Genomic DNA, 19,340 nt, shown 5'->3' with positions numbered 1-19,340 from the left:
AGCTGAATCTGAATCCCTACGCTTCAGTAAATCCTGGCTGTCCCTCTCCGGCATGGACCATGCAATCCCCCTTGGCATCCACTGCCGATCCAAGGAGCTGTCCCATGACCGAACACCAGGTAATCAATCCGCTGTCCATTGGCACTGACTATGAAGCGCTGGCCGCAAGATTCCGTCCTGTTTTCCAGCGCATCGCCGCCGGTGCCATTGAGCGTGAACAATCGCGCAGTCTGCCTTACGAGCCCATCCAGTGGCTGAAGGAAGCCGGTTTCGGCGCGGTGCGGGTGCCGGTGGAATATGGGGGTGGCGGCGCCTCCCTGCCGCAGCTGTTTGAGTTGCTGATCGAACTGGCCGAAGCCGACTCCAACGTGCCCCAGGCACTGCGCGGGCATTTCGCGTTTGCCGAGGACCGCTTGAACGCCACGCCAGGGCCGGCACGGGATCTGTGGTTTAAACGCTTTGTCGACGGCGACATTGTCGGCTGTGCCTGGACTGAAATCGGCAATGTGGCGATTGGCGATGTGATCACCAAAGTCTCGCCCAACGGCGACGGCTGGCGACTCAACGGTGAAAAGTTCTACAGCACCGGCAGCCTGTTTTCCGACTGGATCGACGTCTACGCCCAGCGCAGTGACACCGGTGGCGATGTCATCGCAGCGGTGCGCACCCGGCAACCGGGGATCGTGCAAAGCGATGACTGGGACGGTTTCGGTCAGCGCACCACGGGCAGCGGCACGTCGCGGTTTATCGACGCCGAGGTGGACGCCGAAAACGTCATCGACTTCGCCACCCGTTTCAAATACCAGACGGCGTTCTATCAGCTCGTGCTGTTGGCCACACTGAGCGGGATCGGTCGCGCCGCGTTGCGTGACGTGGCGTATCAGGTACGTGAGCGCAAACGTATTTACAGCCATGGCAATGCCCAGCGTGTCAGCGAGGACTCGCAAGTTCAACAAGTCGTCGGTGAAGTGGCTGCGCTGGTATACGCCGCCGAAGCGAGCGCGTTGAAAGCCGCACAACCGGCGCAGCGGGCGTATCTGGCGCGCTTTTCGGGGGATGACGCGCTGGAGCGGGCGGCGAATGTTGCGGCGGAACTCGAGTCGGCGAAAGCGCAGGTGGTGGTGTCGGAGCTGATTCAGCGGGCGACCACCGAGCTGTTCAATGCGCTGGGGGCTTCGGATGTGCGTCAGGGGAAATCGCTGGACCGGCATTGGCGTAATGCGCGGACCGTGTCTTCGCACAATCCGGTGATCTACAAGGCGCGGATTGTCGGGGATTGGGAGATTAACGGGACTGAACCGCCGTTTGTGTGGCAGATCGGGAATGGGCCGGCCGCCAAGTGATGTAGCGCCTGTAAGTCAGTCTTCGCGGGCAAGCCTCGCTCCTACGGTTAAGCGCATTCCCCTGTAGGAGCGAGGCTTGCCCGCGAAGAGGCCAGACCAGTCGCCGCAGAAGTTGGATATAGGTAAGATACCGGCCCTTCCCCGCAGCCCTTTGCTGCACCCCGCCGAATAAGCCCATTTCCATGCCTTTCGAACTCAGCGTTGACCTCACCACCCTCGCCATCCTGGCCGTCGTCGCCTTCATTGCCGGTTTCATCGACGCCATTGCCGGCGGCGGTGGTCTGTTGACCACGCCGGCGCTGTTGACCGCAGGCCTGCCGCCGCACCTGGTGCTGGGCACCAACAAACTCAGTTCGACCTTCGGCTCGGCCACCGCCAGTTTCACTTTCTATCGGCGCAAACTGTTCCATCCCCGGCAGTGGGTGCACGCCATCGTCGGCACTTTGGTCGGCGCGTTGACCGGTGCCGTAGTCGCGCATTACCTGCCCGCCGAATGGCTGAACAAAATGCTGCCGGTGATCGTGTTCGCCTGCGGCCTCTACCTGTTGTTCGGTGGCACGCCGAAAGCGCCGCTGGACAGCGAGGCACCGATCAAGAAAAAGTGGCAATCGACCCAAGGCTTCAGCCTCGGTTTCTACGACGGCGTGGCCGGCCCCGGCACCGGCGCGTTCTGGACCGTGAGCAGCCTGCTGATGTACCCCATCGACCTGGTGAAGGCCAGCGGCGTGGCGCGCAGCATGAACTTCGTCAGCAACATTGCAGCGCTGTCGGTGTTCATCTTTTCCGGGCAAGTGGACTGGATCATCGGCCTGAGCATGGGCCTGTCGGTGATGGTCGGTGCGTTTTTTGGTGCGCGCTCCGCCATCAGCGGCGGAGCCAAGTTCATTCGCCCGGTGTTCATCACCGTAGTGCTGGGCCTGACTGTGCGCCTAGCCTGGCAGCACTGGTTCAGCGTGGCCTAAACGCCGCGCCACATAGACGTCGATCAGGTAACGGGCAATCGAGCGTGACGCCGGCAACGGCGGCAGCTCGTGCACGTTGAACCACTGGGCGTCCTCGATCTCGTCCTCCTGACAGACAATCTCGCCGCCGGCGTACTCGGCGTGGAAGCCGAGCATCATCGAGTGCGGGAACGGCCAGCACTGGCTGCCCATGTACTGGATGTTCTTGACCTCGATCTGCACCTCTTCACGCACCTCGCGAATCAGGCAGTCTTCAGCGGACTCGCCCGGCTCGGCAAATCCCGCCAGCGTGCTGTAGACCCCGGTGACAAACCGTGGCGAGCGCGCCAGCAGGACTTCATCGCCACGGGTGATCAGCACGATCATGCTCGGCGAAATCCGCGGGTAATAGCGCAAATTGCACGGCTCGCAATACATCGCCCGCTCACGCGGCACCTGCAAGGTCGCCTGCCCGCAGTTACCGCAAAAACGGTGTTCACGGGCCCAGGTGCCGATCTGCGCGGCATAACCCAGCACTTTGTAAACCGCGTGATCGCCATCGAGCATGAACGCCCGCAAGCCTTTCCAGTTGCAGCCCGGTACTTCGCTGTGACTGCGCAGCTCCAGCAGGTAGACCGGTTCGCCATCCAGATGACCGATGCCGTGTTCGGCCAGAACCGGCAGGTCCTGACGCTTGAGCCATTCACGCGGGAACAGCGCGCCATTGTCGTCGAACAGGAAGCCTTCGGGGCTGCGCGCAACGGCCCAGCCGCCCGGTTGATCGGTGTCCAGTACTGCAGTGGTCCAGCGTGAAGTCATTTTTCAATCAATCCAGAAATTCGGGTTTCTGTTTGCTCATATGGGCGGCCATGGCCACGCGCAAGTCAGTGGATTGCAGCATGGCGGCGTTCCAGGTAGCGACGTATTCAAGGCCGTCGTCAATGCGATGGTCGCGCATGTAGCTGATCATCTCTTTGGTGCCGGTGATCGCAATCGGCGACTTGCCGGCGATGTCCCGGGCAATGCCCATGACACCGTCGAGCAGGCTGGCGGCGTCGCTGTAGACGCGATTGACCAGGCCGATACTGCGCGCTTCCTCGGCGCCAAACGAGCGACCAGTGTAAGCCAGTTCACGCAGCATGCCGTCACCGATGATCCGCGGCAAGCGTTGCAAGGTGCCAACGTCGGCGGCCATGCCGATGTCGATTTCCTTGATCGAGAATTGCGCGTCTTCGGCGGCATAACGCATGTCGCAGGCGGCAATCAGGTCAATCGCACCACCCAGGCAATAACCCTGAATCGCTGCCAGCACCGGCTTGCGGCAGTTGTCGACGGCATTGAAGGACGCTTGCAGCGCGAGGATCTTGCGGCGCAGCAGGCGCGCATTGCGGCCGACGTCCTTGCCCAGCTCATTGGCCACGCCGGCCAGCATCATCAGGTCGATACCGGAGGAAAAATGTTTGCCGGCGCCGCTGAGCACCACCACCCGGACTTCGTCGGTGTCATCAATCCACTGGAAGATCTCAATGATCTCGCTCCAGAACGCGGCGTTCATCGAGTTGATCTTTTCCGGACGATTGATCTGCACATGGGCAATTTTATCGGCCAGTTCGACGGTGAACGCAGTGTACTGAGACATGGCAGTGATCCTTTACCGGGCAAAAAATGAGGCCCGAACTATAACAAGGCAACCCGCGCCGCAGTAAGGCAGCGGTTCGGCCAAAAGCGGGACCTGCGAGCGCACCACAACAGTGCGCAGCCGTAATCGCCCTCGCACATTCGTGTGACTGCCAGGTTACTTTTTGGGGCCGAATCGCGAAAAAACATGCCCTTCGTCGGGGCGTTTGGCTGCCTATCCGGTACGTCCGTACCGCTTTGAACCGATTGTCGAACAATTTTGCCAACTGGCCTTCACCGCTCTAAGTTCTGGCCTAGACTCCTTTTCGCGGGGCAAAACCGGTCGGTCACAAAGTGTCAAAAAAATCGAAACTTTTGCCATTTGTGGCCGGTCCTCTGAAAGGTAGGTGCGTTGCGACTGGTGCAATCCTTGCAACGGCCACTCCAGCCATTCTGCTTTAACGCATGGGCAGCGTTTGCTCACCGATGCGTAGCGCGTTTGCGCCCGGCCACAGGATTTGGCCACGAAATACCGTTTGCCAGACCTAGAACTAGATCAACAACACGGGAGATTCATATGATCAGTACGGCATTAGATATCCAGGGAGAACGTGCTCATCAGCAGGTCGGCGAAACAAGCGCCGTGAGCGCCCCAAGTGCCCAATCGATCAACGTCACGGGTACCAAGACGTTGACGCCGGTGGTCAGTCAGAATCCCAACAGAAAGAAAGTGTTGTTTGTGACCTCGGAAATCGCCGACCTGGTGAAGACCGGCGGTCTGGGTGACGTTTCCGCGGCGCTGCCCCGGGCCATGGCGAAATTGCACGATGTGCGTGTGCTGATCCCCGGTTACCCGCAAGTGCTGCACAGCGAAAACCCGATCCACATTATTGGTGAGCTCGGTGGTCATGCCGCGCTGCCTGCCTGCAAGATCGGGCGCATGGACATGCCTGACGGACTGGTCATTTACGTGTTGATCTGCCCTGAACTCTACGAGCGCGAAGGTTCACCTTACGGCGCCAATAACGGTCGCGACTGGCCGGACAACCATATTCGTTTCGCCCGCCTGGGCCTGGCGGCTGCCGACATCGCCGCCAACCTCGCGCAAATCCACTGGTGCCCGGACCTGGTGCACGCCCATGACTGGCCCGCCGGCCTGGCCCCCGCCTATATGCACTGGCGCGGTCAACGCACGCCGACGCTGTTCACCATTCACAACCTCGCTTATCAAGGCGTGACCAGCCTGGGGTCGTGCCCCGAGCTGGGCATTCCCGCGCATGCCCTGCAACAGGAAGGCATGGAGTTTTACGGCAAGATGTCGTTCCTCAAGGCCGGCATGGCTTATTCGAGCCACATCACCACCGTCAGCGCCACCTACGCCCAGGAAATCACCACGCCAGCCTTCGGCTGCGGCCTCGACGGTTTTCTCGCCGCCAAGACCCAGCAAGGCCTGCTCAGCGGGATTCCCAATGGCATCGATGAGAGCTGGGACGCCGCCACTGACAGCCACCTGTTCCGTCCGTTCAGCATCGGTGACTGGGAAGGCAAAGCGGTCAACGCGGCGCACGTGCGCGAACTGTTCGGGCTGGACGATTCCGAAGGTCCGCTGTTCGCCGTGGTCTCGCGCCTGGTCTATCAGAAAGGCCTGGACCTGACGGAGGCCGTGTCCGAGTACATCGTCAAATCCGGTGGCCAGATCGCGATCATCGGGCGCGGCGAGCCGGAAGAAGAACAGGCCATGCGTGAACTGGCCCTGCGCTTTCCAGGGCAGATCGGGGTGCGCATCGGCTTCAACGAAACCGACGCCCGCCGCATGTTCGCCGGCAGCGATTTCCTGCTGATGCCCTCGCGTTATGAACCGTGCGGCTTGAGCCAGATGTACGCCCAGCGTTTTGGTTCGTTGCCGGTGGCACGCAACACCGGCGGCCTGGCCGACACCATCGAAAACGGCGTGACCGGTTTCCTGTTCGACGAATCCACGGTCGAGAGCTATCAGGAAGCCCTGAGCCGCGCCTTCAAAGTGTTCGCCTTTCCTGGCTTGCTCAATGCCATGCGTTGCCGGGCCATGGCCGCACCGTTCAACTGGTGCAAAGCCGTCGAACCCTACGCCGAACTCTACGAACAGCTGGTGGCTAAAGCGCTGGGGAAATCGAACAAACAGTAAGAGGTTTTCAACGATGCCGTTACGGACCCTTGAGACCTGGCCCCACGGCGCAATCATGCTGGACGCAGAGCACACGCGTTTTGCCTTGTGGGCGCCGGATGCTTTTTTTGTCAGTGTCGAACTGGAAGATGGACAGTCCTTGCCGTTGCTGCCTCAGGCCGATGGCTGGTTCGTGATCAAGACGCGCTGTCCTGCGGGCACGCGTTACCGCTACAACATTGATGGCGAACTCGAGGTGCCCGACCCGGCCTCCCGCGCTCAGGCCGGTGACATTCACCGGCACAGCGTGGTGGTCGATCCCCTCGCCTACACCTGGCGACACCGCGACTGGCTTGGGCGGCCCTGGAACGAGGCGGTAATCTACGAGTTGCACGTCGGTGCGCTCGGCGGTTTCGTCGAGGTCGAGCAGCACCTGGCGCGGCTTGCCGGGCTGGGCGTTACCGCCATCGAACTGATGCCGCTGGCGCAGTTCCCCGGTGATCGCAATTGGGGCTACGACGGGGTTCTGCCCTACGCGCCCCAGGCGTCCTATGGCACGCCCGAGCAACTCAAGCACCTGATCGACAGCGCCCACGGCCATGGTCTGGCGGTGATGCTCGATGTGGTCTACAACCACTTCGGCCCGGACGGCAATTACCTGCATCGCTACGCCAAGGCCTTCTTCAATGAAGACAAGCACACGCCTTGGGGCGCGGCCATCGACTTCCGGCGACGCGAGGTGCGCGACTTCTTTATCGACAATGCGTTGATGTGGTTGCTGGAATACCGCTTTGACGGTTTGCGCTTCGACGCGGTGCACGCGATCAAAAGCCCGGACTTTCTACAGGAACTGGCGCAACGCATCCGGCAGCAAATCGACCCGGCGCGCCACGTGTGGCTGACAGTCGAAAACGAACACAACCAGGCCAGTTTGCTGCAGGAAGGTTACGACGCGCAGTGGAACGACGACGGCCACAACGCCTTGCACGTGCTGCTGACCGGTGAAACCGAGGCCTATTACGCCGACTATGCCGACAACCCTACCGAACAGTTGGCGCGCTGCCTGAGCCAGGGCTTTGTGTTCCAGGGCCACACCAACCGCCACGGCGAAGCTCGCGGCGAGCCCAGCGGTCATTTGCCGCCCACGGCGTTCGTGCTGTTCTTGCAGAACCATGACCAGATCGGCAATCGCGCATTCGGCGAACGGCTGCACCAACTTGCCCACCCCGACGCCTTGAAAGCCGCGACGGCATTGTTGCTGTTGTCGCCGATGATCCCGCTGATGTTCATGGGCGACGAGTTTGCCGTCGAGCAACCGTTCCTGTTTTTCACCAGCCATCACGGCGAACTGGCGGAACTCGTTCGCGAAGGTCGGCGTAACGAATTTTCTGCATTCGACGCATTTGCCGATCCGGCCAGGCGTGAACAGATTCCCGACCCGAACGCGCAGCAGACCTTCGAAGACTCCCGGCCGAATCTGACGGCGAGCGGGCCATCGGCCATTTACACGCTGTATCGCCAACTGCTGAAAATCCGCCACGAGCAGATCATCGCGCGCCTGCCCGGTGCACACCCGCTGGGTGCCGAGGTACTGGCGCCGGGCGCGGTGAGCGCACGCTGGCAACTGGGCGATGGCAGCCTGCTGCGCATAGACCTGAACCTCAGCGACAAGCCGGTGGTCCACTCCCCACAGGCCGGCACTTCGTTGTTGTTCGAGCACCCGCCGAAGTCCGCCGACCTGCTGAGTCAGGGCACCCTTGCCCCGTATTGCGCGCTAGTCAGCCTCACGACCGCAGCCCCTTTGCTACCCCCGGATGGAGAGCGCCCATGAGCGATGCGCAATTGGAAATACTGGCCAGCCGAGCTGGCCTGGCCGTCGACTGGATCGATGCCAACGGCCGCCCACAAAAAGTCGCGCCATCGGTGTTACGCAATGTCCTGACCGGGCTCGGCCATCCGGCCGGCAGCGCCCAGGAGATTGATGCCAGCCTGCAAGAATTGCAGCAAGTGCAACAAACCCGGCATTTGCCGCCGCTGCTGACCGCGGACGTTGGCGTGGGCCTCAACCTCGCACATTATTTCGAGCCGCAGACCCCCTGCGAGATCCACCTTGAGGACGGATCGCGGCTCAACCTGAAACTCGATGCCCAGGCGATGTTGCCCGGCCTGATTCCTGTCGGTTATCAGCACGTCACGATCGACCGCCAATCCTTTACGCTGGCCGTGGCGCCAGCACGCTGCTACAGCGTCAGCGATGCGGTCGACAGCCCGATCCCTCGCGCCTGGGGGCTGAGCGTGCAGCTGTACTCGCTGCGCCGTCCCGGCGATGGCGGTTTTGGCGACACCCAGGCACTGGAAGATCTGGCCCGCGTCGCCGGTGAGCGTGGCGCCGAAGCGCTGGCGATCAGTCCGCTGCACGCGATGTTCAGCAGCGACACCCAACGCTATAGCCCTTATTCGCCGTCCAGCCGCCTGTTCCTCAACAGCCTGTACGCAGCCCCCGGCGCGATCCTTGGCGAACGAGCGATGCGCACGGCGATTGACGCCACCGGGCTCGCCGCCGAGCTCAAGCATCTGGAACAACAGCCGCTGGTTGACTGGCCCGTGGCGGCCGACGCCAAGCACCGTCTGTTGCAGGCGTTGTACGAAGGTTTTGTCCAGGGCGAACACCCGTTGCACGCCGATTTCAGCAGTTTCCGCCACGCGGCTGGCGAAGCACTGGAGAACCACTGCCGTTTCGAAGCCATTCAGGAAGCCCGTGCCGCCAAAGGTGAAAACCTCGACTGGCGCGAGTGGCCCGAGCAATGGCGCGACCCGCGCAGTGCTGCGCTGGCTGAATTTGCCGAAGAGAACGCCGGGCGCATCGGCTTCTTCGCCTTCTGCCAGTGGTTGATTACCCGTTGCCTGGAGCGCGCACAAGCCGCCGCGCGCGGCAGCGGCATGAGCATTGGCCTGATCGCTGACCTCGCGGTCGGTGCCGACGGCGGCGGCAGCCAGGCCTGGAGTCGCCAGGACGAATTGCTCGCTTCGCTGACGGTGGGTGCGCCGCCGGACATTCTCAATCGCACCGGGCAGGGCTGGGGCATTTCCGCGTTCTCGCCCGAAGGCCTGGTGCGTCACGGATTTCGTGCGTTCATCGAAATGCTCCGGGCCAACTTCGCCCATGCCGGTGGCCTGCGCATCGATCACGTCATGGGATTGCAACGGCTGTGGGTGATCCCCAACGGCTCATCACCCGCCGATGGCGCTTATCTTTATTACCCGGTGGACGATCTGCTGCGCCTGCTGACCCTGGAATCCCATCGGCATCAAGCCATCGTTCTCGGCGAAGATCTCGGGACGGTGGAAGACGGCCTGCGGGAAAAACTCATCGCCCGTTCAATACTCGGCATGCGCGTGTTGCTGTTCGAGCAGGACAACACACACTTCAAGCCGATCCTCGACTGGCCGGACAACGCACTGGCCACCACCAGCACCCACGATTTACCGACGCTCAACGGCTGGTGGCATGGCCACGATATCGACTGGAATGCCCGATTGGGCCTGGTCGACGCCACGGGTGAAATCGAGTGGCGCCGTCACCGCGAACGCGAGCGTGAAGGCCTGCGCCGGGCGTTGAGCCAGGACCCGCAGAACTTCCGCGAAGAGTCCCATGAGACCGATCAGATACTCGACGCAGCCATTCGCTTCCTCGGCCATACCCGCGCGCCGCTGGTGTTGCTGCCGCTGGAGGATGCCCTGGGTATCGAACAGCAGGCCAACCTGCCCGGCACCATCGACACCCATCCGAATTGGTCGCGCCGCTTGCCCGGCGCCAGCGAAGCCCTGCTCGATGACCTGGACGCGGCCCGACGTCTGGAATTGCTTGCCTGCGCGCGGCTTCAGGCGGCCGAGCGTGACCGATGAATCAACCACGCGCGACCCTGCGTTTGCAGTTTCATAAAGGCTTCACGCTGGACGACGCGGTGCCGCTGGTGTCCTATTTCGCCCGCCTCGGCATCAGCCATGTCTACGCCTCGCCGCTGCTGAGCGCACGCGCAGGTTCCATGCACGGCTATGACGTGGTGGACCCCACCACGGTCAACCCGGAACTGGGCGGCGAAGCGGCGTTGCGCCGTTTGGTCAGCGCGTTGCGTGAGCAGAACATGGGGCTGATCCTCGACATTGTCTCCAACCACATGGCCGTCGGTGGCGGCGATAATCCCTGGTGGCTGGACTTGCTGGAATGGGGCCGGTTGAGCCCGTACGGCGAATTTTTCGACATCCAATGGCATTCGCCCGATCCGTTGATGGAGGGTCAGCTCTTGCTGCCATTCCTCGGCAGCGACTATGGCGTGGCGTTGCAGGACGGCACCCTGCCCTTGCGCTTCGATGCGCAGCACGGTGCTTTTTACGTCCAACACTACGATCATCACTTCCCGATTTGCCCGATGAACTACGGCGAATTGCTCAAAGACGATACCGAGCGATTCAAGTCACTGGCCGACCGCTTCAGCACCTTGAGTTACCAGACTGACGCCCACCGCCTGGCCAAACCGTTGAAAGACGAGCTGCGCGAACTGGCCAGCGACCCGGCCCTGCTTCAAGTCATCGAGCAGAACCTGCAAGCCTACGATTCGCTCACGCCGGACGGTTTCCAGCGCCTGCACCAGTTGCTGGAACGTCAAAGCTATCGCCTCGCCAGTTGGCGCACGGCGGCGGATGACATCAACTGGCGGCGCTTTTTCGATGTCAACGAACTGGGCGGTCTACGTGTGGAGCGCCCGGCGGTGTTCGAAGCCACTCACGCAAAAATCTTCGAACTGGTCGCCGAGGGCCTGATCGACGGCCTGCGCATCGACCACATCGATGGCCTCGCCGATCCACGCGGTTATTGCCGCAAACTGCGACGCCGGGTCGACAGCCTGACGCCGGGCCGACACCTGCCGATCTACGTCGAGAAGATTCTCGGTGAAGGTGAAACCCTGCACCGTGACTGGTCGGTGGATGGCACCACCGGTTATGAATTCATGAACCATGTGTCCTTGCTGCAACATGATCCCGCTGGTGAGAAAACCCTCGGCGAATTGTGGAACCGCTACAGCGAACGGCCCGCCGATTTCCGTCAGGAAGCACACCTGGCCCGTCAGCAAATTATCAACGGCTCGCTTGCCGGCGACTTCGAAAGCGTCGCCCAGGCGCTGCTGCAAGTGGCCCGGGATGATGTGATGACCCGCGACCTGACCCTCGGCGCGATTCGTCGGGCGTTGCAGGAACTGATCGTGCACTTCCCGGTGTATCGCACCTACATCAGCCCTTGTGGGCGTTCCGCTGAGGACGATGGTTTTTTTCAGCAAGCCATGGACGGCGCGCGGCAAAACCTCAGCGAAGCCGATTGGCCGGTGCTCGATTGCCTGGCCCGATGGCTGGGCGGCGAACCCTGGCGCAAACGCCCGGTGGGCCGCCCGCGCAAGATGCTCAAGCATGCCTGCGTGCGTTTTCAGCAGTTGACGTCACCGGCAGCGGCAAAGGCTGTCGAGGACACCGCGTTTTATCGCTCGGCGGTTTTGCTGTCGCGTAATGACGTGGGGTTCAACACGGAACAATTCAGTGCACCGGTGGCTGACTTCCATGCCGCGTGCCTCAATCGTCTCGAAGAATTCCCCGACAACCTGCTGGCCACCGCGACCCACGACCACAAACGCGGCGAAGACACCCGCGCCAGGCTGGCGGTGTTGAGCGAGCGCAGCGCGTGGTTCGCCGAGCAGGTGCCGCTCTGGCAGACACTGGCCCGGCCGGTGCGCGCCGACGATGCGATGCCGTCGGCGGGTGATGAATTGATTCTGTATCAGACGATTCTCGGCAGTTGGCCGCTGGAACTGCGCGTCGACGATCGGCCCGCGCTCGAGGACTACGTCAAACGTCTCTGGCAGTGGCAGCAGAAAGCCTTGCGTGAAGCCAAGCTGCAAAGCAGCTGGAGCGCGCCGAACGATGCGTATGAACGTGCGACCCAGGCGTTCATCGAACGTCTGCTGCTAAGTCCCGAAGCCGAGCTGCTGCGCGCAGCCCTGAGCAAAGCCGTGACGTCCATCGCTGCATCCGGCGCACTCAACGGATTGGCGCAAACCTTGCTGCGCATGACCGTGCCGGGCATTGCGGACCTTTACCAAGGGAACGAGTACTGGGACTTCTCGCTGGTCGATCCGGACAACCGTCGCCCGGTGGATTACGCGAGTTGCCAACACACCATGCAACGTTCGCCAGAACTGCCGGAACTGCTGGCCAACTGGCGTGACGGACGCATCAAACAAACCCTGATCGCGCGCACATTAGGCCTGCGCGCCCAACAGGCCGAGCTGTTTCAACGCGGGACGTATCAAGCGCTGGAAGTGGTCGGCTGCGAGGCACACCGGGTGCTGGCATTTGTGCGCTCGTACAACCAGAAGCAGGCCACCGTGATCGTCCCGATTCGCTGTGCAGGCCTGCTGAAAAACAGTGCCATACCCCATGTCGGCGCGCTGCAGTGGGGCGATACGCGAGTCAAATTACCGTTTACCACCCCTGCCGAAAATCTGAAGGGACTTTTTTCCAGCGTCGCAGTCACAGAACACAAGGAGCTGATGATTGGCGCCGCGCTGGGGGATTTCCCGGTCAATCTCTTTATCCAAAACTTTGAGTTCAGTTCAGGAGCATAGCGATGAGTACCGACGATAAACGCATCCGCGAATTTGCCTATCAGATCTGGGAATCGGAAGGAAAACCCGAGGGCCATGAAGCCCGGCACTGGGAGATGGCTCGAAAACTGGCAGAAGCCGAAGCCCTGGCCCCCAGCAAATCGCCCAAGGCGGCCAGCAGCAAAGCGGCAGGCACCAAGCCTGCCGTCAGCAAAACCGCCAACGGCAAGGCTGGCGAGCCGAAAACCAAAGCCAAGGCGAAACCCGCCGCTGCGGCAAAGGTGATCCCGCCCGGGGAAAAATCCACCGAGAAGAAACCTCGCGCAGCGCGTAAACCGCCTGCGGTCTGACGCTTCCCGGCATTGCCCTGACTGACCTTGTGGCGAGCGACCTCTCGCCACCGTGGGCGCGTTCGCCCCCGATAAACCTGTAGGAGCGAGGCTTGCCCGCGAAGGCGGTGTGTCATTCAACATTCGAATCGACTGACACGCCGTCTTCGCGGGCAAGCCTCGCTCCTACAGGGGATTCCCCCCAATTGCAGGAGCATCTATGACCAGTCCAAAAAAAGCCGCGCCAGAACCTCAGGCCGAGGCTTCGCGAATCCGGGAAGGCCTGCCCTTCCCGCTGGGCGCCACCTGGGATGGTCTGGGGGTCAACTTCGCCTTGTTCTCCGCCAACGCGACCAGGGTCGAACTGTGCATCTTCGATGACGCCGGCGAAGTTGAACTGGAGCGCATCGAACTGCCGGAATACACCGACGAGATCTACCACGGCTACCTGCCCGACGCCCATCCGGGGCTGATCTACGGCTACCGTGTTTATGGCCCGTATGACCCGGCCAACGGGCATCGCTTCAATCACAACAAACTGTTGATCGACCCCTACGCCAAACAACTGGTCGGCAAGTTGAAGTGGTCCGAAGCGCTGTTCGGCTACACCATCGGCCACCCCGACGCCGACCTCAGTTTTGACGAACGCGACAGCGCGCCGTTCGTACCGAAATGCAAGGTGATCGACCCGGCGCACACCTGGGGCCACGACCACCGCGTCAGCGTGCCGTGGGACAAAACGATCATTTACGAAACTCACGTGCGCGGCTTCAGCATGCGTCACCCGTCTGTCCCCGAGAACGTGCGTGGCACCTTCGCCGGGTTGATGGTCGATGACATGCTGGAACACATCCGCAAGCTCGGCGTGTCGACCGTGGAATTGCTGCCGATTCACGCGTTCGTGAATGACCAGCACTTGTTGCACAAAGGCATGACCAATTACTGGGGCTACAACAGCATCGCGTTTTTCGCCCCGGACCCGCGCTACCTGGCCAGCGGCAAGATCGCCGAGTTCAAGGAAATGGTCGCGCACCTGCACGAAGCCAATCTGGAGGTGATTCTCGACGTGGTGTACAACCACACCGCCGAGGGCAACGAACAGGGCCCGACCCTGTCGATGCGCGGCATCGACAACGCCTCGTATTACCGCTTGATGCCCGACGACAAGCGCTTCTACATCAACGATTCCGGCACCGGCAACACCCTGGACCTGAGTCACCCGTGCGTGCTGCAAATGGTCACCGACTCCCTGCGTTACTGGGCGTCGGAAATGCACGTGGACGGGTTCCGCTTCGACCTGGCGACCATTCTCGGGCGCTACCACGACGGTTTCGATGAACGTCACAGCTTCCTCGTTGCCTGCCGCCAGGACCCTGTACTGCGCCAGGTGAAAATGATTGCCGAGCCGTGGGACATTGGTCCCGGTGGTTATCAGGTCGGTCGCTTTCCACCGGGCTGGGTCGAATGGAACGACAAATTCCGCGATACCGTGCGCGCGTTCTGGAAAGGCGACGACGGCCAACTCGCTGACTTCGCCAGCCGGATGACTGCCTCCGGTGAAATGTTCAATCAGCGTGGTCGGCGGCCCTACGCATCGGTGAACTTCGTCACCGCTCACGATGGCTTCACCCTCAACGACCTGGTGTCGTACAACGAAAAACACAACGAAGCCAACGACGAGAACAACCAGGACGGCAGCAACAACAACCTGTCCTGGAACCACGGCGTCGAAGGCCCGACTGACGACCCGGAGATCAACGCGCTCCGCCAGCGGCAGATGCGCAACTTCTTCGCCACCCTGCTGCTGTCCCAGGGCACGCCGATGCTGGTGGCCGGTGACGAGTTCGCCCGCACCCAGGACGGCAACAACAATGCCTATTGTCAGGACAGTGAAATCGGCTGGGTCAATTGGGACCTGAGCGAAGATGGCAAGGCGTTGCTGAAGTTCGTCAAACGCCTGATCAAGTTGCGCCTGGCCTACCCGATCCTGCGACGCGGGCGCTTCCTGGTGGGTAATTACAACGAGGACATCGGCGTCAAGGACGTCACCTGGCTGGCGCCGGATGGCAGCGAGATGAGCACCGAACAATGGGAGGAATCCCACGGCAAATGCCTCGGCATGTTGCTCGATGGCCGAGCCCAGGAAACCGGGATTCGCCGCAAGGGCGGTGACGCCACCTTGCTACTGGTGGTCAACGCGCACCACGACATCGTCAACTTCACCTTGCCGCAAGTGCCGGATGGCAGGTACTGGACCTGCATGGTCGACACCAATCAGCCATCGATCCGCGGTCAGGAGCGCTTCGAGTTCGGCCACGAATATTCGGTCACCGGCCGTTCGCTGCTGCTGTTCGAATTGCAGCGTGAGGAAGAAGAGTGAAATGAAACTTCGGTTTTTTTTACATTGCCAGGCAGCGGCCGGATACGGGAGCGACTCCAGCGATAATTGCGCGACCTGGCACAGTCCGGAGAAAAATATGCACCGGTGGGAACATCGACGCGACGAATAGCGTGACTTGAGCAATACTCTGCTCGCAGCAATCCAGGGTTCGGAGAGCGGCACATTGCTATCAATTAGAACAAGGACGTAGCCCGATGAAATCCGTTTCCATCAGCGACAGCAGCCTTACTGCACAGATCTGGAACAACGCGCCTCAGCTCGACAACATTCCCGTCATCAACACCCAGACCCTGGTCCCGCCCGGCGCCCGCGCCGTGGTGATCGCGCCGCATCCCGGCGATGAAGTCGTGACCTGCGGCGGACTGCTGCAATTACTCAGCGCTCTGGGCCATCCCCTGCAATTGATCTCGATCACCGACGGCAGCGCCAGCCATCCGGGGTCACAGCAATGGTCGGAGAAACGCCTCAGCGTGTTTCGCCCCCAGGAAAGCGTCGAAGCCTTGCGCCGCCTCGGTTTGCCGATGCACAGCCTGAAGTGGATTCGCGGTGGGTTCACCGACAACGCCCTGGCCGAGCGTGAACTTCAGTTGACTCAATTCATCGCGCGGTACTTGCGGCCTGGTGATGTGGTGTTCAGCACCTGGAGCGAGGACGGCAATGTCGACCACGACGTCGTCGGCCGCGCCAGTGCCAAAGCCGCCGCCTCGGTCGGTGCAGCGTTCAACGAAGTACCCGTCTGGGCGTGGCATTGGCCCTCGCGTGATCGAGGGCTGATCCCGTGGCACCGCGCCCGCAAGGTTCGCCTCGACACCTGGACCGTTGCGCGCAAAAGCCACGCCACCCACGCCTACGCCAGCCAGCTCGACGGCGAACCCGCCATCGGTATCGCCCCGCTGCTGCCCCGGGTGCTGCTGGAACGCATGCGGTTGCCCTATGAAATCGTCTTCGTCTAAACCAACACCCCCTGCAGGAGCCGGCTTGCTGGCGATAAGGCCCTTGAACCGTGCGCTATTCTTGCGGAAGCCATCGCCGGCAAGCCAGCTCCTACAAGGTTGTGTCGATCACAGGTTTAAAGTTGCCCCCGCCCCTGTAGGAGCCAGCTTGCTGGCGATGAGGCCCTCGAACCTTGCACTAATCTTGCGGACGCCATCGCCGGCAAGCCAGCTCCTACAAGGTTGTGTCGATCACAGGTTTAAAGTTGACCCCACCCCTGTAGGAGCCAGCTTGCCGGCGATGAGGCCCTTGAACCTTGCGCTAATCTTGCGGACGCCATCGCCGGCAAGCCGGCTCCTACAAGGTTGTGTCGATCACAGGTTTGAATTTGCCCCCGCCCCTGTAGGAGCCAGCTTGCTGGCGATGAGGCCCTTGAACCTTGCACTGATCTTGCGGGCGCCATCGCTGGCAAGCCAGCTCCTACAAGGTTGTGTCGATCACAGGTTTGAATTTACCCCCACCCCTGTAGGAGCCGGCTTGCTGGCGATGAGGCCCTTGAACCTTGCGCTAATCTTGAAGACGCCATCGCCGGCAAGTCGAACCGCAGCGCCCGCTCAAACTGAACTGCCCGCCCCCGCATCAGTCGCATACATAAGCCAGCCTGATTCAGAGGAGTCAAAGTGACCAGTGATTCCAAGCGCCAGACCGTCGAATCGACGCCATTGAACACGCCGCCGGCGATTAATCGACTCAGAGTACTGACGGTCAACACCCACAAGGGCTTCACCGCGCTAAACCGACGCTTCATCCTCCCGGAACTGCGTGAAGCGGTACGCAGTACATCCGCCGACCTGGTGTTCCTGCAGGAAGTCGTCGGTGAACACGAACGCCATTCTTCCCGCCTCAACAACTGGCCGCAGACCTCGCAATACGAGTTCCTCGCCGACAGCATGTGGAGCGATTTCGCCTACGGCCGCAATGCGGTCTACCCCAACGGTCACCACGGTAACGCGCTGCTGTCAAAATACCCGATCCGCGAATACCGCAACCTCGACGTCTCGATCACCGGCCCCGAGCGCCGCGGTCTGTTGCATTGCCTGCTCGACGTACCGGGCCACGCCGAAGTCCACGCGATTTGCGTACACCTGAGCCTGCTGGAAAGTCATCGTCAATTGCAGCTCCAGTTACTCTGCCAACTGCTTGAGTCTTTACCCGACGATGCACCGGTGATAATCGCCGGCGACTTCAACGACTGGCAGCTACAAGGCAACGCCGCCCTCGCCCGCCACGACTACCTGCACGAAGCCTTCGAGCGCCACCATGGTCGCCCGGCAAAAACCTACCCAGCACGGTTTCCGTTACTGCGCCTGGACCGGATCTATCTGCGCAATGCCAGCAGCCATGAGCCGCGGATATTGGGCAGCAAGCCGTGGACGCATCTGTCGGATCATTTGCCGTTGGCGGTGGAAGTGCGTCTTTAGTGTTTCAGGCATGATCCGTCAGGCATCATTGATATTGACAGTAATGTTCTAAGGGATGCGACCGTGAATCTCGCCGCTCACATCGACTTTCTTACCGACCGTCGGCTGCTCAAACGCCTCTGGAACAATACTTTCACGATGATTTTTCGTACAAACAAGAACTTAGATAAGCGCCAAAAAACAATCAGTTGCAACGTCTAAATTAGACATACCGCTTATCGTTCATTTTCTTGACGCGACGCCATCGGTCTTCTTGACTTGACGTTACTACCCCCGGAAGTACCACCCGGAGCAACCCCCAGACACCCGTCAAAACGGGCCGCCAGCGGCTTGCCCCAGTCCATTCGGTCGCCCCTCAATCAGGGGTAGGAGAGACGCCAGAGCGAGATACCACATGCGACTGCAAGGTAGACCTCCATGAAAACTTCATTCACCCCACAAGAGATCAAAGTTACTTTTTGCACAGTGTCGAGTTCACTCTTGCTGTGTTCATCCATGGAAGTGCAGGCCTCGCCTGCCGAGGAAGAAACAACCCCCTGGTATGACCAGGAGGTCCCGGTGCTCACCTTGCCCTCGCTCGCTACCAACTACCCCGGCCGCTTCAGCGCCAACCCTGATCTGCGAAGTTCACACCTGACCATCGAAGACGCTGCGCCCTCGGCCTGGGATCAGCTCTATGGACAGGTATCGCGTCAGGCACAAACCGATTATCTGTCCCAGGGATTCAGCATTCCTGGCGCCAACGAATTCAAAGGCCCGGCGATCCTCACCCTGCAAAGCGGTAGCGGCCATACCCAGCAGGTCGGGCTGATCGGCGGGATGAGCCAGTTTCAAGGCAACAGCAACGGCCTGCTGACCAGTCGCGCCCTTGCCGACCCCAACACCGACACCCTCAACCTGCAAGGCCAGAGCCTCGGCGCCTACTGGAGCCTGACCGGCCCACAGGGCTGGCACGTCGACTTGACGGCCAGTGGCGGTCGGGTCAACGGTTTCAGTCGTAATGAACAGGGGGCCCGACAAGCCGCCGAAGGCAGCGCAGTCACCTTCTCGGTGGAAGGCGGCTTTCCGATTGGCCTGGGCGACAACTGGGTGGTCGAACCCCAGGCTCAGTTGATCAATCAGCGCATCACCCTGGACACCCCGTACGCCGGTTCCGGCAATGCGTCCTCCAGCGACCTGACATCCTGGAGCGGTCGGGTCGGTGCACGGTTGAAAGGTAGCTACGACATCAACGGCCTCGGGGTCGAACCGTATGTGCGGACCAACTTGTGGCACACGGTGTACACCGGCAATACCGTGACCCTGGATCAAGTCGACAAGATCAGCACCAGCCGCTATTCATCGACAGTCGAAGTGGGTTTGGGCCTGGTGGCCAGAGTGACTCCCGCCGTGAGCCTGTATGTCAGCGCGGATTACAGCAGCAGTGTGGATGAAAATGATTTGAATGGGCTGATTGGCAGTTTGGGTGTGCGGATGCGTTGGTGAGCGTCGGTTTTCAA

The 19,340-nt window shown here is 61.2% G+C and carries 13 protein-coding genes; 11 read left to right on the top strand and 2 right to left on the bottom strand.

The window, feature by feature from the left end; genetic code table 11:
- Positions 1-104: 104 nt before the first annotated feature.
- Both J4E42_RS00430 and J4E42_RS00425 read left to right on the top strand, forming a co-directional pair.
- Positions 105-1,343 carry an acyl-CoA dehydrogenase family protein gene (locus J4E42_RS00430; RefSeq protein ID WP_207284284.1) on the top strand — a complete coding sequence of 413 codons (1,239 nt, stop codon included), beginning with the start codon at positions 105-107 and terminating at the stop codon, positions 1,341-1,343.
- A gap of 182 nt (positions 1,344-1,525) precedes the next feature.
- Positions 1,526-2,305 (top strand): TSUP family transporter, encoded by a 780-nt coding sequence (locus J4E42_RS00425; protein ID WP_008038340.1) that lies wholly within the window; start codon positions 1,526-1,528, stop codon positions 2,303-2,305.
- Here the strand turns inward: J4E42_RS00425 and nudC are convergent.
- Both nudC and J4E42_RS00415 read right to left on the bottom strand, forming a co-directional pair.
- On the bottom strand, positions 2,273-3,103 hold the full coding sequence (gene nudC, locus J4E42_RS00420; RefSeq protein ID WP_008026265.1) for an NAD(+) diphosphatase: 831 nt from the start codon (positions 3,101-3,103) through the stop codon (positions 2,273-2,275). The two genes, J4E42_RS00425 and nudC, sit on opposite strands and share 33 nt — an antisense overlap.
- Before the next feature lie 7 nt (positions 3,104-3,110).
- Entirely contained in the window at positions 3,111-3,923 is an 813-nt protein-coding gene (locus J4E42_RS00415; protein WP_008026262.1) for a crotonase/enoyl-CoA hydratase family protein, read from the bottom strand.
- Positions 3,924-4,478: 555 nt separating this feature from the next.
- On the opposite strand from J4E42_RS00415, the gene glgA reads away from it, so the two are divergent.
- The 9 genes from glgA (at position 4,479) to J4E42_RS00370 (ending at position 19,326) form a co-directional block, all read left to right on the top strand.
- A complete protein-coding gene (gene glgA / locus J4E42_RS00410; RefSeq protein WP_207284283.1) occupies positions 4,479-6,065 on the top strand; it encodes a glycogen synthase GlgA in 1,587 nt (528 codons plus the stop codon).
- A gap of 13 nt (positions 6,066-6,078) precedes the next feature.
- A complete protein-coding gene (gene treZ / locus J4E42_RS00405; protein ID WP_207284282.1) occupies positions 6,079-7,875 on the top strand; it encodes a malto-oligosyltrehalose trehalohydrolase in 1,797 nt (598 codons plus the stop codon).
- The gene (malQ, locus tag J4E42_RS00400; RefSeq protein WP_207284281.1) at positions 7,872-9,950 is read left to right on the top strand and encodes a 4-alpha-glucanotransferase; all 2,079 of its coding nucleotides are present in this window, start codon (positions 7,872-7,874) and stop codon (positions 9,948-9,950) included. The genes treZ and malQ overlap by 4 nt, the downstream gene beginning before the upstream one ends.
- The gene (locus tag J4E42_RS00395; RefSeq protein ID WP_207284280.1) at positions 9,947-12,718 is read left to right on the top strand and encodes a malto-oligosyltrehalose synthase; all 2,772 of its coding nucleotides are present in this window, start codon (positions 9,947-9,949) and stop codon (positions 12,716-12,718) included. The genes malQ and J4E42_RS00395 overlap by 4 nt, the downstream gene beginning before the upstream one ends.
- 2 nt (positions 12,719-12,720) lie before the next feature.
- A complete protein-coding gene (locus J4E42_RS00390; protein WP_207284279.1) occupies positions 12,721-13,047 on the top strand; it encodes a DUF2934 domain-containing protein in 327 nt (108 codons plus the stop codon).
- Between the two features lie 199 nt (positions 13,048-13,246).
- Entirely contained in the window at positions 13,247-15,406 is a 2,160-nt protein-coding gene (glgX, locus tag J4E42_RS00385; RefSeq protein WP_207284278.1) for a glycogen debranching protein GlgX, read from the top strand.
- Positions 15,407-15,621: 215 nt separating this feature from the next.
- Positions 15,622-16,380, top strand: a complete 759-nt coding sequence (locus J4E42_RS00380; protein ID WP_192227257.1) for a PIG-L deacetylase family protein — start codon at positions 15,622-15,624, stop codon at positions 16,378-16,380.
- Positions 16,381-17,040: 660 nt separating this feature from the next.
- Entirely contained in the window at positions 17,041-17,841 is an 801-nt protein-coding gene (locus J4E42_RS00375; RefSeq protein WP_008041048.1) for an endonuclease/exonuclease/phosphatase family protein, read from the top strand.
- 417 nt (positions 17,842-18,258) lie between these two features.
- The gene (locus J4E42_RS00370) at positions 18,259-19,326 is read left to right on the top strand and encodes an autotransporter outer membrane beta-barrel domain-containing protein (protein ID WP_207284277.1); all 1,068 of its coding nucleotides are present in this window, start codon (positions 18,259-18,261) and stop codon (positions 19,324-19,326) included.
- Positions 19,327-19,340 lie beyond the last annotated feature (14 nt).

The sequence above is a fragment of the Pseudomonas sp. FW300-N2A2 genome (assembly GCF_017351735.1).
Lineage (GTDB): Bacteria > Pseudomonadota > Gammaproteobacteria > Pseudomonadales > Pseudomonadaceae > Aquipseudomonas > Aquipseudomonas migulae.
Note: the sequence above shows the minus strand (reverse complement) of the source record. Positions and strands in the feature narration are given on the sequence as shown.

Excerpts from the sequence above, each read along its gene's own strand:
- J4E42_RS00430 (WP_207284284.1), top strand. The coding sequence starts at position 105 with ATGACCGAACACCAGGTAATCAATCCGCTGTCCATTGGCACTGACTAT.
- J4E42_RS00425 (WP_008038340.1), top strand. The coding sequence starts at position 1,526 with ATGCCTTTCGAACTCAGCGTTGACCTCACCACCCTCGCCATCCTGGCC.
- nudC (WP_008026265.1), bottom strand. The coding sequence starts at position 3,103 with ATGACTTCACGCTGGACCACTGCAGTACTGGACACCGATCAACCGGGC.
- J4E42_RS00415 (WP_008026262.1), bottom strand. The coding sequence starts at position 3,923 with ATGTCTCAGTACACTGCGTTCACCGTCGAACTGGCCGATAAAATTGCC.
- glgA (WP_207284283.1), top strand. The coding sequence starts at position 4,479 with ATGATCAGTACGGCATTAGATATCCAGGGAGAACGTGCTCATCAGCAG.
- treZ (WP_207284282.1), top strand. The coding sequence starts at position 6,079 with ATGCCGTTACGGACCCTTGAGACCTGGCCCCACGGCGCAATCATGCTG.
- malQ (WP_207284281.1), top strand. The coding sequence starts at position 7,872 with ATGAGCGATGCGCAATTGGAAATACTGGCCAGCCGAGCTGGCCTGGCC.
- J4E42_RS00395 (WP_207284280.1), top strand. The coding sequence starts at position 9,947 with ATGAATCAACCACGCGCGACCCTGCGTTTGCAGTTTCATAAAGGCTTC.
- J4E42_RS00390 (WP_207284279.1), top strand. The coding sequence starts at position 12,721 with ATGAGTACCGACGATAAACGCATCCGCGAATTTGCCTATCAGATCTGG.
- glgX (WP_207284278.1), top strand. The coding sequence starts at position 13,247 with ATGACCAGTCCAAAAAAAGCCGCGCCAGAACCTCAGGCCGAGGCTTCG.
- J4E42_RS00380 (WP_192227257.1), top strand. The coding sequence starts at position 15,622 with ATGAAATCCGTTTCCATCAGCGACAGCAGCCTTACTGCACAGATCTGG.
- J4E42_RS00370 (WP_207284277.1), top strand. The coding sequence starts at position 18,259 with ATGAAAACTTCATTCACCCCACAAGAGATCAAAGTTACTTTTTGCACA.